The sequence below is a fragment of the Myroides sp. A21 genome, from assembly GCF_000807225.1.
GTDB lineage: Bacteria > Bacteroidota > Bacteroidia > Flavobacteriales > Flavobacteriaceae > Flavobacterium > Flavobacterium odoratimimum.
In genome coordinates this window covers 2,461,950-2,476,883 of the sequence record NZ_CP010327.1, presented here as the reverse complement: position 1 = coordinate 2,476,883, position 14,934 = coordinate 2,461,950, and the positions used below count along the sequence as shown (strand labels likewise).

9 protein-coding genes are annotated in these 14,934 nt (G+C 35.8%); 7 read left to right on the top strand and 2 right to left on the bottom strand.

Translation table 11 applies throughout. The annotated features are described in order from the left end of the window. The first annotated feature begins 74 nt into the window (after nt 1-74). From MYRA21_RS11240 to MYRA21_RS11225, 4 genes are all read left to right on the top strand, one after another. A complete protein-coding gene (locus MYRA21_RS11240; RefSeq protein WP_016649699.1) occupies nt 75-2,480 on the top strand; it encodes a TonB-dependent receptor in 2,406 nt (801 codons plus the stop codon). Between the two features lie 450 nt (nt 2,481-2,930). Next, nucleotides 2,931-3,698 (top strand): hypothetical protein, encoded by a 768-nt coding sequence (locus MYRA21_RS11235; RefSeq protein WP_006256778.1) that lies wholly within the window; start codon nt 2,931-2,933, stop codon nt 3,696-3,698. Nucleotides 3,699-4,144: 446 nt separating this feature from the next. Continuing rightward, nucleotides 4,145-4,999 (top strand): neutral zinc metallopeptidase, encoded by an 855-nt coding sequence (locus tag MYRA21_RS11230; RefSeq protein ID WP_006256779.1) that lies wholly within the window; start codon nt 4,145-4,147, stop codon nt 4,997-4,999. 74 nt (nt 5,000-5,073) lie between these two features. Next, nucleotides 5,074-5,853 (top strand): hypothetical protein, encoded by a 780-nt coding sequence (locus tag MYRA21_RS11225; protein WP_006256780.1) that lies wholly within the window; start codon nt 5,074-5,076, stop codon nt 5,851-5,853. Here MYRA21_RS11225 and MYRA21_RS11220 read toward each other — a convergent pair. After that, nucleotides 5,850-7,391: a YifB family Mg chelatase-like AAA ATPase gene (locus MYRA21_RS11220; RefSeq protein ID WP_006260801.1), complete on the bottom strand. Its 1,542-nt coding sequence runs from the start codon at nt 7,389-7,391 to the stop codon at nt 5,850-5,852. The genes MYRA21_RS11225 and MYRA21_RS11220 overlap by 4 nt on opposite strands. A 311-nt stretch (nt 7,392-7,702) precedes the next feature. On the opposite strand from MYRA21_RS11220, the gene MYRA21_RS11215 reads away from it, so the two are divergent. The 3 genes from MYRA21_RS11215 to MYRA21_RS11205 all read left to right on the top strand — a co-directional run bounded on the left by MYRA21_RS11215 (nt 7,703) and on the right by MYRA21_RS11205 (nt 13,555). Further along, nucleotides 7,703-8,851 carry an efflux RND transporter periplasmic adaptor subunit gene (locus MYRA21_RS11215; protein ID WP_006256783.1) on the top strand — a complete coding sequence of 383 codons (1,149 nt, stop codon included), beginning with the start codon at nt 7,703-7,705 and terminating at the stop codon, nt 8,849-8,851. 69 nt (nt 8,852-8,920) lie between these two features. After that, a complete protein-coding gene (locus MYRA21_RS11210; protein WP_006260799.1) occupies nt 8,921-12,070 on the top strand; it encodes an efflux RND transporter permease subunit in 3,150 nt (1,049 codons plus the stop codon). Between the two features lie 12 nt (nt 12,071-12,082). Next, nucleotides 12,083-13,555 carry an efflux transporter outer membrane subunit gene (locus MYRA21_RS11205; protein WP_006260798.1) on the top strand — a complete coding sequence of 491 codons (1,473 nt, stop codon included), beginning with the start codon at nt 12,083-12,085 and terminating at the stop codon, nt 13,553-13,555. A 339-nt stretch (nt 13,556-13,894) separates the two neighbouring features. Here MYRA21_RS11205 and mltG read toward each other — a convergent pair whose 3' ends face one another. Then, a complete protein-coding gene (gene mltG, locus MYRA21_RS11200; protein ID WP_006256786.1) occupies nt 13,895-14,932 on the bottom strand; it encodes an endolytic transglycosylase MltG in 1,038 nt (345 codons plus the stop codon). Between the last annotated feature and the right edge of the window lie 2 nt (nt 14,933-14,934).

The following is a 14,934-nucleotide window of genomic DNA, read 5'->3' as shown; positions in this document are numbered from 1 at the left end:
GCTAAGTCATTCCATGATATAGAATATACTTTTGTTTCCGCATTCAAATTTATTCAATCTAAATTAAGTATCAGATGAAAAGATTCTTTTTAATCAACACAAGTCATAAATTCATACTTACTGGTCTACTTTTGATCAATATAAGTACCTATGCCCAAGAAAAAGGGAATATCAAAGGAACTGTTGTGAGCCATAATCAAGAGAAGTTGGCAGGAACTACAATTACTTTAAATAACAACTTATTTAAAACTGTTTCAGATAACAATGGATACTACTTACTAGAAAATATCGAATCAGGTAAATACCTTATCACTCTTCAGTATAAAAATAGCATTACAAAAGACAGTATCGTTATACCTGCAAATCAAACTGTCATAAAAGATTTCATGCTATTTGATGACAACAATGAAACCTTAGATGCAGTAGTCATTAATACAAATAAAAACATTCGTTCTTCTTCTTCTTTGCGAACAGCAGCTAACCTATTAGATGTACCACAAAACATCCAAGTGATAGATAAAGGGTTAATGGATGATCAGATTAGTATGACGATGAGTGATGCTATTGCTCAGAATGTGAGCGGTGTAAGATCTGTATTACATCAAGAGCAAGCTAGTGCAGGTATATATGTACGTGGTTATGGCGCTAGTAATCTAAGAAATGGTATGGATATCTCAGGAAGCTTTGGCCCTATCAGAGAAGACAATACCTTTATAGAACGTGTAGAGTTTGTAAAAGGACCAGCAGGTTTTATGATGGGAAACACACAACCAGGTGGTTTCTATAATATCGTAACCAAAAAACCAACAGGTAGTAACAAAACTACGGTTAAGACTATACTAGGTAGCTATAATCTATATCGTGCAGAGGTAGATGTAGATACTAAGCTAACAAAGGATGAGAGACTGTTATTCCGTATCAATGGGATGGCTACAAAAGCTAGTTCTTTCCAATTGTACAACAAAAACAATTACTTATCATTAGCACCTTCCTTAAAGTACAATATTAGTGATGATACGAATATTACCTTTGAGTATATATTCAACTCTAATGAGTTCGAAGGTGGGTTCTCTAAATATGCCTATTCTAAAAAGGAGTTTAAAGAACTACCTCGTAAATTTACATTCACTGACCCTATCATAGATCCTACCATGATTAAAGAACACAATGTGTTTATTAACCTTAATCACAGATTAAGTGCTGATTGGAATCTTACTGCTAAACTGGGTTATGTAGAAGCTACTATGGAAGGAGAAAGTCTGTACTCTATCTATAATTCTATAGACGATAAAGGTAATGTACAAAGAGCACTTTCTGTAAATGATGCGTATAACTCAGCTAAGGTAGGGCAAGTCTATATGAATGGTAAATTTAAGATCACAGATCAGATTAAAAACAATGTGTTATTTGGGCTAGATATGGGGCAAAAAGAGCACATGGCAGATTGGTCTGAAGTTGCAGATGATAAAGGAGTTATTATTCCAGTAGGTCCATTATTCAATATTTATAACCCTGTGTATGGTAAGCTTACTAAAAAAGACATCCCTACTTATGACCGTTCGCGTTCATTAAGAGAGCGAGCAGCAGGTAATATACAAGAATATAGCTATATCTCTCTATATGTACAAGACGAGTTTCTTCTTTTAGATGAAAAACTTAGATTAGGGCTTGGAGTACGCTACACCTCAACAGAGAAAACAACGAGTGCTTCTAAAGGAGATGTTGTAAAGAATCAAGCGTATACCCCTCGTTTTAGTATCACGTATAATATTTCTCCATCATTCTCAGCTTATGCCTTATATGATCAGAGCTTCCAAGAACAAGTTGGTCAATTAGAAAACAACAAGACAGCTGATCCTTCTAAAGGAACCAATAAAGAATTTGGATTAAAGAAGACATGGTTTGAGAAAAAGCTATTCACTTCATTAGCTTTCTACCAAGTAGATAAAACAAATATCCTTACCCCACGTGATGCCTCTGCTAATAACCAAATTATGGTACAGAGTGGGAAGGCTACGTCTAAAGGAGTAGAATTTGACTTAAATGGACAAATTACAGATGGTTTGACCTTGACAATGAACTATGCGTATACTGATGCTAAGATAACTGAAGATAATAATCCAGCTAAAAAAGGACAACTATTACCAGGAACTGCTAAGCACAGTACTAATGCATGGCTTACTTATAGAGTTCAATCAGGTACATTCGAAGGTTTAGGGTTTTCTCTTGGATACCAATACCAAAAAGATCGCTCACAAGCTCCTGTACAAGCTAAAAAGTTCTTACCAGACGACTACTTCACCCTTGATGGAGGAGTATCGTATAAAAAGAACAACTATGCATTCAACCTAATTGTAAATAATATCACAGATAGATATAATTATGTAGGTCACTTCCCTGGTGCGTGGGGATACACACACTATGGATGGAGAGCTACTACACCACTGTCATTCAAACTTAGTTTAGCTTATACATTCTAATAAGATAAAAGATAATTAGAAGTCATCTCAACTTTTATTTTGCTGAAGTATTTTTAGTTCTATAACAATAAAAGTTATAAAGTTCCATGCCATCCAGCTAGAAAGTGTGGTATCAAATCTATTTAGTAAACAGCGAAAGCTATCTAACCAAGCCTTGGTTCTTTCAATAACATATCTTTTTTTTATGATTTTTTATCAAAATAATCATCTTCATTATCTTGCCCATTTCGTTTATTAGGGCAGGTATTCGCTATTATTTAAATAAACTATTCTCCATAACACCTTTTTAAAGATGATTAAAACTAAATCTACTCACTAAAAACAATTTAGTATAGTTAAAGTAGCTAATAAAGAAAAAAAATATTCAGCAGTAATTGTTTTTTGTTAATTTTTATACAAAGTATATAAAAATTAACATCTTTAGCTATATATTTATTTTTAAAAAAAATCATGAAGAAAATATGTTTTATCCTATGTATGTTTGTATTTAAAGTCGCTTATTCCCAACTAGGAGTAAATACTTCATTACCATTACAACCATTACACATTGATGGAAAAAAAGACAACCCTTTATTTGAAAAACCGAATGCTGAACAAATAAAAAATGATGTAGTTTTAGATGAAGAAGGAAAAATAGGGGTAGGAACTATTAATCCAAATTTTAAATTGGATATTTTGAGTGACACAAGAGGTGCTATTAGAATAGCTGATGGTACACAAGGTGAATCAAAGGTTTTAATGAGTAATGAAAATGGTGTAGGAACGTGGCAATCTCCTGCATCTATAAGACCTACAATATTAGGAGAACCTAATACTACAACAAAATCAGTTGCTTCACATGTGTTATTAGGTGCTTCTATTAATTTAACACGAGGAAAATGGATTATTAATATCGGGCAACTGTTAAGAAGTAATACTTCTGCATCAACTACTAAAAATAAATGGGTGAGAATAACTCTAAGTAGTAGTAATACTTCTAATACGAAAACAGGGTTTAAATTTATAAGTACTAGTATTTATATTTCGGGATGGTTATCTCCTTCTATAGCTACATACGGAGGTTTTTCTATGTTAACAGGTGTAATACCAGTAGAGGTTACTGCCGATGAGGTTACGTTATGGACATGGTTTGCAGGAGTTGATGAAACAAGTGAGTCTATACCTGCGGATGTTGGTAATAATGGAGAAAATTTTATATTTGCTATGCCTATTAACTAGTTTAAAGTTTCTTTTTAAACTTGGTAAAGTGTAAATCTAACTTTATTACTTTTGACTTACTTGATAAAAGGAGGTATAGGCACATTATATTTCTATGTAAAAAGAAGTATTTCATCAGATATTCAAAGAGTGACTTTTAATGAATAGATAAACAGCATCATTCACAAAATCTCCGCTTTATGTTCCATGATAAATATGACCCTATGTCTCACTCTATTCTAACTTTGTAAAGTACTAGGTACGTGAGATTATAAATTTTGTTTAGTGACGCAAATTTCTATAACCTTTATTTTACAAAAGTAAAGAATACTTCATAAAGATCATCCCTTTCTAGTTATTTTAGAAAGGGATGTTTTATTTTAAAACATTCGTTCTACTAGCAATATTCTCACATATTGACCTATACTCCTCTATTTTTCCTATTTTTGCAATAAAAATTTTTCATTATGAAATGGGAAGGTAGACGAGAAAGTAAAAACGTTACTGACAATAGAGGTAAATCTTCAGCTGGGAAAACAGCTATAGGAGGTGGTTTAATTGGTATTATAGCGATGTTGCTATACCTATTTGGAGGAGAAACAGGTAAACAAATAGCTCCTGTATTAGAACAAATGGGTGAAGGTCAACAAACAGAACAAGTAGAAACTAGAAACCTTTCTCAAGAAGAAGTAGAAATGGGTAAGATGGTAGCTGTGATGTTTGCTGACACTGAAGATGTATGGCACAAGATATTCAAAGAAAACGGAATGCAATACCGCGAGCCTAAAATGGAGCTATTCGATGATAAAGTGAATACACAATGTGGTAATGCTACTGCTGAGGTAGGTCCTTTTTATTGTCCTGCTGACGAAACAGTGTATATGGACTTAAGATTCTTTGAAGAACTACACACTCGTTTTGGAGCAGAGAGAGGTAACTTTGCTATCGCTTATGTTATCGCCCATGAAGTAGGTCACCACGTACAGACTCTATTAGGTACTAATAGTAAAGTACACCAAGCTCAACAAAGTATGAGTAAGAAAGAAGCGAATAAACTATCCGTAGGTTTAGAACTTCAAGCAGACTTCTATGCTGGTGTGTGGGCTAAGTATAATCAAAAGTACTTAGACGCTAAAGATATTGATATTGCCTTAAGTGCTGCACAAGCTGTAGGAGATGACGCAATACAAAAAAGAGTAACAGGTCAAGTAAATCCTGACTCGTTCACGCATGGAAGTTCGAAACAAAGAAAAGAGTGGTTTATGAAAGGATTCGAGACTGCGGATATCAAGCAAGGAAATACTTTTGACTTTATCCGATAGATTCACATCTTCCTACCACAAACAAACTAATATTTATAGACAATTAAAAAGACTCTTCTTAAGAGCCTAACCTTATGACAAACTTAAAAGATATACTAGACAATATTAAACAGAATAGTTTTGCACTAGCTCCATTTCAGGTAATGAGTGAAGCGTTTAATTACTACAGAAAGACCTTCTTACTAGTAATTACAACTTTATTACTTACCTTTTTTGCTGCGACACTACTAGGTTCTCTGATATTAAGTCAATTCGTCACCTTAGATCCTAATCAAGATGTTCTACAAGAACAAATTCAGGAAATGACTAGACAGCTAACAGAACCTCCTTTTTTCTATTATTATCTTGTATCATTTGCTATATTTAGCGCTCTAGGAAGCATACTTATAGGTGGTTTTTATAAATTAAATGCACAAGTACACTTAAATGAAGTTCCTTCTTTCTTTAATGCATTTAAGTACTTCTTTAATATAAAAGGGCTTTATATCTTTATATCTCATTTATTGATATCACTTGTCTTTATGGCGATTACTATTCCTTTAAAGTTACAAAACCTTGAAATGGTTTCTATGGCTATTAACTGGATCATTAGTACTTTGACCATATTCACTATTCCCTTAATTATATTTGGGCACCTAAAGCCTATTGCAGCAATAAAGAATAGTATCATGGTTGTGAATAAACAACCTATCCCTATCATCCTAACGATAATACTGAACTACTTCTTTTTGATTAGTGGTTTACTATTCTTTGTTATTGGTATTTTATTTGTCTTACCTTATTTATTCGCAGTATACTTTGTGTTGTATAAACAAGTTATAGGATATAATCTAGAAGAGAATAAACAGCGCTAACCTAGCCATCCCTCTCTGTCTAGACTACGATATTGTATTGCCTCAGCTATGTGCTGGGGCTTTATATTTTCTGAACCATCTAAATCAGCTATTGTGCGAGATACTTTTAATATCCTATCATAGGCTCTGGCTGATAAGTTTAGCTTATCCATAGCGGTTTTTAATAAGTTTAGCGAATCTTCTTGTAGGGCACAGTACTTCCTTAGCAGAGCAGTAGACATCTGCGCATTATAATGAACTCCTTTATGAGATTTAAATCTATCTGATTGTACTTCTCTTGCCACTACTACTCGCTCTCTGATATCTTGGCTTGGTTCTGACAATTGTTTATCTGACAATTTTTCAAAAGGTACAGGATTTACTTCTATATGTATATCTATTCGGTCTAGCAGAGGACCAGACACCTTGCTTAAGTACCGTTGCATCTCTAGTGGTGTAGACTTGACAGGTGCACTAGGATCATTAAAATAGCCACTCGGACTCGGATTCATACTTGCCACTAGCATAAATGAGGAAGGATACGTTATTGTAAACTTTGCCCGTGAGATAGTCACCTCCCTATCTTCTAGTGGTTGTCTCATCACTTCTAATACCTCTCTTTTAAACTCAGGCAACTCATCTAAAAACAGTACCCCATTATGCGCCAGAGATATCTCACCAGGTTGTGGATAACTTCCCCCTCCTACTAGAGAAACAGATGACGCAGTGTGGTGAGGACTTCTAAAGGGCCTAGACCTCATCAGCCCACAGTCTTTTGCCTTTCCTACTACACTGTGAATTTTAGTTGTCTCTAATGCTTCTTCTAGTGTCATCGGAGGCAGTATACTTGGTAGTCTTTTGGCGAGCATTGTCTTTCCAGAACCTGGAGGACCTATTAAGATGATATTATGCCCACCAGCTGCAGCTATCTCCATCGCTCTCTTGATACTCTCTTGTCCCTTCACATCCTTAAAGTCTATCTCTAGGTGATGCTCAGACTCTTCACTAAACATCTTAGTGAAGTCTAACTCCACTGGTACTAACTCCCCCTTTCCCTCTAAGAAGTCTATCACTTCTTTTATATTACTGACACCATATACCTCTAATCCTTCTACTATAGCGGCTTCCTTCTCATTCTCTTTTGGAATTATAATTCCTTTATACCCTTCTTCTTTTGCCTTTATAGCGATAGGGAGTGCTCCATTAATACACTGTACAGTACCATCTAAGGATAGCTCTCCCATAATAATATAATCCGACAACTCTTCTTGTAATGACATCTGGTTAGAAGCTGCCAAAATACCGATAGCAATCACTAGGTCATAAGCAGAACCTTCCTTGCGCAAATTAGCAGGTGCTAAGTTGATTGTTATCTTCCTCCCTGGAAACTTATAACTGTTATTCTTCAATGCTGCGGCTATCCTATAGCTGCTCTCTTTTATCGCATTATCAGGTAGCCCTACTAAGTGATATCCTACTCCTCCATCTATGTGTACCTCTACTGTGATAGTTGTAGCTTCAATCCCAAATACAGCGCTCCCAAACACCTTTGTTAACATAATTTATGAGTATTAATTAATATTTACCTAATAAATTCAATCATTTCTTACTATTCTAAAAACATTATCTTTGCCAATATGTGGAGCGATACCACAAAAAGCAACAACTTTTATAAATAAGATTAGTTAAATTTAAACAATAATGACTATTACTCAATAACACAAAACAAATACAAAAACCTACAAATCAAACATTTATATTTATTAAATTAGTTTTTGATTACAAATAAAGTCGTTTTGGCATTAGTATTGAGTAAGGTTACTGTGGAGATAGACTCTCACCTACAACAACAAATAGTATTTAAAGAATTATGATTACAAGTAGAAAAACAGTTTTAGTAGCATTTTCAGCGTTGATTATGTTTGGTACATTGATAGGAATTAACAGCTGCAATATAGGTTCATCTAAAACACTAGATCCTAAAGAAAATGCTTTAGCCTTACCTATCATAAAAGTAGATACAACAACTGCAATTACAATCAAAGATTATATAGGAAATATAGAGGGAAAAGTAAACGTAGAAATCAGACCTCAAGTAGAAGGTATACTTGAAAAGATTTTCGTAGATGAAGGTGCTTTCGTAAAAGAAGGGCAACCTTTATTCCAAATAGACCCACTACCTTACCAAGAAGTTTTAAACAATATGATCGCTACTGAAAATGTAGAGAAAGCAAAACTTAAAAACGCAAAACTAGAAATAGACCGCCTAAAGCCTCTTATCGATAATGAGGTTATCGCTCAGGTACAATTAGAAACAGCAAAGTCTAACTACGATATCGCGAAAGCTTCTTTGGCTAAAGCTACTGCTGCTGTTAATAGTGCTAAGATTAGTCTTGACTACACTATTATAAAAGCACCTGTAAGTGGATACATCGGACGTATGCCTAAGCGTATTGGTAACTTAGTATCTAAAGGAGATAAAGAACCTCTAACTGTACTATCAGACGTGAGTGAGGTATATGTGTACTTCGGGATGAGTGAGTCTGACTTCTTATACTTCAGCAAAGACAATAAGAAAACAGATACAGCTAGTATCAGCAACGGTCATTACTTACCAGACGTTTCTCTAATCTTAGCAGATGGACACGAATACCCTGAGAAAGGTAAAGTAGATATGATCAATGGACAAGTAAACAGAACAACAGGTTCTATTTCTTTAAGAGCATCATTCCCAAACTCTAAAGACGTGATGAGATCAGGTAATACAGGAACGATCAAACTAAAAGAAACAAATCCTCGTGTTATTCTTATTCCACAAGAAGTAACTACTTCTATACAAGACAAGACTTTTGTTTATATCTTAGATAAAGAAGACAAAGTAAAATTACAGTCTATCGAATTAAATGGAGTGTCAGGAAATAACTTTATCGTATCTGAAGGATTACAAATCGGAGATAGAATTATCAAAACAGGTTTTGATAAACTTACTGAAGGGATGTATGTAAAACCTTTAAACTAGACAAAGTACTATTCAAAAGACAAAAACAGAATTTAGAGTATTTGTACTCGCCTTACAAAACAATTTAATATGTTAAAAGCCATTATAGAACGCCCCATATTAGCCACTGTAATCTCAATTATGTTTGTGTTACTAGGACTAGTAGGGCTTACCTTACTGCCAATTACAAGGTTCCCAGAGATTGCACCTCCTAGTGTAAGTGTATCAACTTCTTACCCTGGTGCCAATGCAGAGACTGTTGCTCAGAGTGTTTTACTTCCGATAGAAGAATCTATTAACGGGGTAGACAATATGACCTACATTAGCTCTAAAGCGAGTAACAGTGGATCAGGAACAATCAACGTATTCTTTAAAGCAGGTACTGACCCTGATCAAGCTGCGGTAAACGTACAGAACAGAGTAAGTAAAGCTGCTGGTGATCTACCATCAGAAGTGAATGAGAACGGTATATCTGTGACTCCTCGTCTTAGTGGTAACATTATGACGATCAACTTCTACAGTGATCACCCAGAAGAAGTATATGACGAAACTTTCTTACAAGCTTATACACAGATTAATATTAACCGTGAATTACTTCGTGTACCAGGAGTAGCTTCTGTGAGCCGTATTGGTGCTCGTGACTACTCTATGAGAACATGGTTAAACCCTGATAAGCTTGCCTTATATAGTTTAACTCCACAAGATGTCATCAGTGCGATCAAAGATCAAAACTTTGAGATTGCACCAGGTAGCTTTGGGGAGACATCTGATGAAGCCTTTGAGACTGCTTTAAAGCACAAAGGGAGATTTAACTTACCTGAACAATACGAGAACATCGTTATTAAAACGAATAAAGACGGTTCTGTTCTACTGCTAAAAGATGTAGCTAGAGTAGAGTTCGGAGCCTCTAACGTAGGTAGTGATAACAGTGTGAACGGGTACCCTGGTCTAACGATGAATATTACACAGACCAACGGTTCTAACGCACGTGATATCGATATCGCAGTGCGCAAAACATTAGAAAGACTGTCTAAATCATTCCCACAAGGAGTGCATTATGAAATTAGCTACTCTGTAAAAGCGCAGATAGACGAATCTATTAGTCAAGTAAGAAGTACACTATTCGAGGCATTCTTCTTAGTGTTTATTATTGTTTACTTGTTCTTACAGGATTTCCGTTCTACGATTATTCCAGTTATTGCTATTCCTATCTCGCTAGTAGGTACTTTGTTCTTTATTTATTTAATGGGATTCTCTATTAATATATTGACCATGTTTGCCTTAGTACTAGCCATTGGTATTGTGGTGGATGATGCCATCGTAGTAGTGGAAGCCATCCACGAGAAGATGCATCATACAGGAATGAAGGCAAAAGAAGCGACAATCACGACGATGAACGAAATTACGAGAGCTATTATCTCTATTACGTTAGTCATGTCAGCAGTATTCTTACCAGTAGGATTTATGCAAGGGCCTGCAGGGATATTCTATAAGCAGTTCGCTTATACCCTAGCCTTCGCTATTTTGATTTCTGCTGTGAATGCCTTGACGCTGAGTCCTGCACTATGTGCATTATTCTTAAAGCAACCATCAGGAGAAGAATATGCTGCTCAGAAACCTCAAGCAGGCTTTAAGAGAATACGCAATAAGTTCTTCTTTGCATTTAATACTGCATTTGACAGTTTTACAGAGAAGTATGTCGTAACGATCAAAAAGTTAATTACGAACAAGAAGGTAGCTATCGCAGGATTAGCCCTAATCATAGGAGTTGGAGTTCTATATCTATACAAGACCCCTTCTTCATTTATCCCTAGAGAAGATGATAGTTACATCACTTACTCTCTAGCGATGCCTCCAGGAGCTTCATTAGCACGTACTAAGGTAGTATTAGCGAAAGCAGATAGTATCTTAAAACAGCGTACGGATATCGAGGGGATGACAGCTATCTCAGGATATAATACGATAGACGGTAATGCCAGCCCATCATTTGCGGTAGGGTATATTAACCTTAAACCGTATAAAGAAAGAGGTAAAGTAAAGAATATAGACAAGATTATCGCAGAGATACAAGGCGATTTATCACAGATACACGAGGCTTCTTTTAACGTATTCCCTAGACCTACTATTTCTGGTTTTGGTGATTTTGGAGGAATTGAGTTTGTATTACAAGACCGTATGGGAGGTGGATTTACAGAGTTCAACCAAGTGAGTGATGAGGTAATTAAACAATTAAATGAAAGAGAAGAAATATCTAATGCCTTTACTTCATTTAAAGCAAACTACCCTCAGTATTTACTTGAGATCGACTATGTAAAAGCAAAATCGTTAGGTGTAAGTGTAAAAGACCTAATGACTACTATCAAGAACTACTATGGTCGTGTAAAAGCAGGGGACTTTAATAGATTCGGTAGAACGTACCGTGTATATATGCAGGCAGACATCCCATTTAGAGAGAGTCCACAGTCCTTCTCTTCTATCTATGTAAAAAACAAAGATGGAGAAATGCTACCTGCTAATACCTTAATTAAACTGAAGAAAGTATTAGGTCCAGAGACCGTAACTAGATATAACTTATATAACTCTATCTCTATCAAAGCTAATCCTGCACCAGGATATAGTACAGGAGATGCGATGAAAGCGATAGAAGAAGTAACAGAACAACTACCTGGTAACTACTCTTATGAGTACACAGGTATGTCATTAGAAGAAAAAGATTCGGGTAACCAAGCGATTATCATCTTTGGGCTAAGTATCATCTTTGTGTACTTCTTATTATGTGCTCAGTATGAGAGTTACTTGTTACCAGTAGCGATTCTATTGACAGTACCGACAGGATTATTAGGGGTAGCCCTATTCGTTAACCTAGCTGGATTACAAAACAATATCTATGTACAAGTAGGATTGATTATGTTGATCGGGTTATTAGCGAAGAATGCCATCCTTATCGTAGAGTTCGCTCTACAACAGCGCAAAAACGGATTGTCGATATTCGATGCTGCCGTAGAAGGAGCTAAAATGCGTCTAAGACCTATCCTAATGACATCATTTGCTTTCGTAGCAGGTTTAATACCGTTGATGTTTACAGTAGGACCATCAGCTCAAGGAAACCACTCGATCAGCTTCAGTGCTGCTGGTGGTATGATATTTGGAGTAATTGCAGGTATATTTATTATCCCAGTATTATTCTATATCTTCCAGACTTGGGACGAAAAACTTAAATCTAAACTTACTAATGAATAAAAGATAGAAACCATGAACACAAAAAGAATTATAACAAGCACTTTATATGTATCGGTGGTTTCCGCAGCTTTAGCCTTACATTCTTGTGCTCCACAGTCTAACTATAAAGCACCTGAATTCGAATTGCCAGAACAGTATAGAGGTCAACTAGACTCTATCAACAATACTAGGGATTCGGTAGGAATAGCTGATATTGATTGGAAGACGTTCTTTGAAGATGAGAAGTTGATTGAATTAATCAACAGTGGATTAGAACACAACTTCGATATGGCTAATGCTATAAAGAATATCGAAATAGCTGACCAAAAGGCTAGACAAGCTAAACTAGAATGGCTGCCATCAGTAGATATGACACTTGGCAATGTAGCTTATCAGTATCGCTCTTCTAATTACTATGGATCAGCAGCAAGTAAATACTACGAAAATAAAGGGAAAGACGCTCCTAAGAATATGTATGTCAACTCTGCTCAATACGTCTCTTCTCTAAGTGTAAGCTGGGAATTAGACGTCTGGGGAAAGATGAAGAGCATGAGTGCTGAAGCTCTAGCGAACTATCTACAGACTCACGAAGCTCGCAAAGCGGTACAGACTACTCTAATCGCTAATATAGCAGAAGGATATTATAACTTACTACTGCTAGATGCTCAGATGGAAGTAGCTCAGTCTAACTATGAATTGACGAAGAATACCCTAAAGATAGTTGAACTACAACGAGATGCAGGTCAGACCACCTCTCTTGCTATTCAACAGACGCGTAACCAAATGCTAGTAGCAAAGGCGTTAATCCCTTCTCTAAAACAGCAAATAGCAGTTCAGGAGAATGCGCTATCCCTGCTTACAGGACAGCTACCAGATGCTATCGAGCGAGATACTAAGTTAGCAGAGGTCAACTACCAAGAAACACTGACAACAGGAGTACCACTATACTTAGTGAGTCAGCGTCCTGATGTACAACAAGCAGAGCTAGCTCTAAAAGCGAGTAATGCAAGAGTAGGTGTAGCACAGACTAGCAGATACCCTTCTCTTACAATAGATGTAACGGGAGGATTAAATAGTATGTTAGGTAAGAATTGGTTTAATATACCTGGTTCTTTATTCGGTGGGTTAATAGGTGATGTAGCCGCTCCTCTATTTAATAAGCGAAAACTAAAAACAGATTATGAAGTAGCTAAAATAGAAAGAGAAAAAGCAGAAATAGATCTTCAGAAGTCTGTCTATACAGCTATCACAGAGGTATCTGATGCCTTAATCACATTAGAGACAGTGAAAGAGCAGATAGAGATCGCTGAAGAGCAAGTAGCGACTTCTAGATTAGGGGTAAAGCAATCTAACTTACTATTTAACAGTGGATATGCAAACTATATAGAGATTATCAATGCACAAAAGAATATGCTAGATAGTGAGCTGAACCTAAACAAATTAAAACAGAACAAACTAATTTCAAGAGTAAAACTATACCAAGCTCTTGGTGGTGGATGGAAATAGTACTCCACATTTATACTCTTATAATCTATACCAGAAAAGGCTGTCCGTGGACAGCCTTTTCTATTACTCTTATTTTAGCTAGATTGTACCTAGATTGCGAATACCTCATTAGTACTTATATCGTATGTCCATACTCACTCCGTTATTTTATACACATTAACGGACTTGCTACGGACTCATAACGGACTCACTACGGACTCATTCGAAACAAAACAGCATGAGTACTTATAGTAAAGTCATACAACATTAAATCCCTATAAACTATATTTATATTCCACTTCAGAAGTATAAATATAAAAAAAGCTGTCCAAAATTAGACAGCTTACTTCTATTATTTTTTTAATTGATACCTGCTTGGTTTAGCCATGCACTATACTTTCTACTGTTAGCATTATGCTGAGCTAGTGTCACCGCAAACTCGTGATATCCTAATCTATCTACACTTGCACAGAAGTACACATAATCGTGTTTCTCTGCATTTAACACTGCATCTATACTAGACTGATCTGACATAAAGATAGGTCCTGGAGGTAGTCCTGTATTCTGATACGTATTATAAGGTGATGGTATCTGAGTATCCTTTAGATATACTCTTTTGATCACTTGTTTAAAATCGTTAGTATGTAGTTTCTTAGCATATACTACAGTAGGGTCTGCTTGTAATGGCATTCCTAACTTAATTCTATTTAGGTACACTCCTGCTACTTTTTCTTTCTCGTCTGCTTTACTCGTTTCTTTCTGAACAATAGAAGCTAAGATAGATACCTCTACAGGTGTTAGCCCTAGAGCTTTTGCTTTCTCTTGACGCTCAGCGTTCCAGAATCGGATGTACTCCTTATGCATCTTATTACGGATTTTCAAAGGGCTTACATTCCAATAGAATTCATATGTCTCAGGTAAGAAAGAGACTAATACACTTTCTTTAGTAAATCCATTTTCTTCTAAGAAACTAGGTTCATAGAACGTCTCTAAGAAACCTATACTATCCGTCTCAAACATAGAACCTAATCTCCCTGCGAAATCTTCTATTCGCTCAAGGTTGTTATACGTTAGACGCACAGGTACATTCTTTCTAAGTGCCTCGATGATGTCATAAGTATTCATTCCGTTTCTAAGTTTAAAACGACCACTAAATACATTAGACGGATAACTGCGTTGTTCGGCTATTTCTACGAAACCTTCTTTATCATTTAGATAAGGTTCTAATACCTTTAATACAGAATGAAAGTTATCTTCTTGCTTAATGTAGATAAACTGTTCTTCATCCCAACCTTTTAAATTAGGCGAAAACGCCTTACCATACCATATATACAAGTATCCTAATAGTCCAAATCCCCCTAGAACAACTAGAATAACTAAGATGTTTTTTAACTTCATAA

Bases quoted from the DNA above. Each gene is read 5' to 3' on its own strand.
- MYRA21_RS11240 (WP_016649699.1), top strand. From the start codon at position 75: ATGAAAAGATTCTTTTTAATCAACACAAGTCATAAATTCATACTTACT.
- MYRA21_RS11235 (WP_006256778.1), top strand. From the start codon at position 2,931: ATGAAGAAAATATGTTTTATCCTATGTATGTTTGTATTTAAAGTCGCT.
- MYRA21_RS11230 (WP_006256779.1), top strand. From the start codon at position 4,145: ATGAAATGGGAAGGTAGACGAGAAAGTAAAAACGTTACTGACAATAGA.
- MYRA21_RS11225 (WP_006256780.1), top strand. From the start codon at position 5,074: ATGACAAACTTAAAAGATATACTAGACAATATTAAACAGAATAGTTTT.
- MYRA21_RS11220 (WP_006260801.1), bottom strand. From the start codon at position 7,391: ATGTTAACAAAGGTGTTTGGGAGCGCTGTATTTGGGATTGAAGCTACA.
- MYRA21_RS11215 (WP_006256783.1), top strand. From the start codon at position 7,703: ATGATTACAAGTAGAAAAACAGTTTTAGTAGCATTTTCAGCGTTGATT.
- MYRA21_RS11210 (WP_006260799.1), top strand. From the start codon at position 8,921: ATGTTAAAAGCCATTATAGAACGCCCCATATTAGCCACTGTAATCTCA.
- MYRA21_RS11205 (WP_006260798.1), top strand. From the start codon at position 12,083: ATGAACACAAAAAGAATTATAACAAGCACTTTATATGTATCGGTGGTT.
- mltG (WP_006256786.1), bottom strand. From the start codon at position 14,932: ATGAAGTTAAAAAACATCTTAGTTATTCTAGTTGTTCTAGGGGGATTT.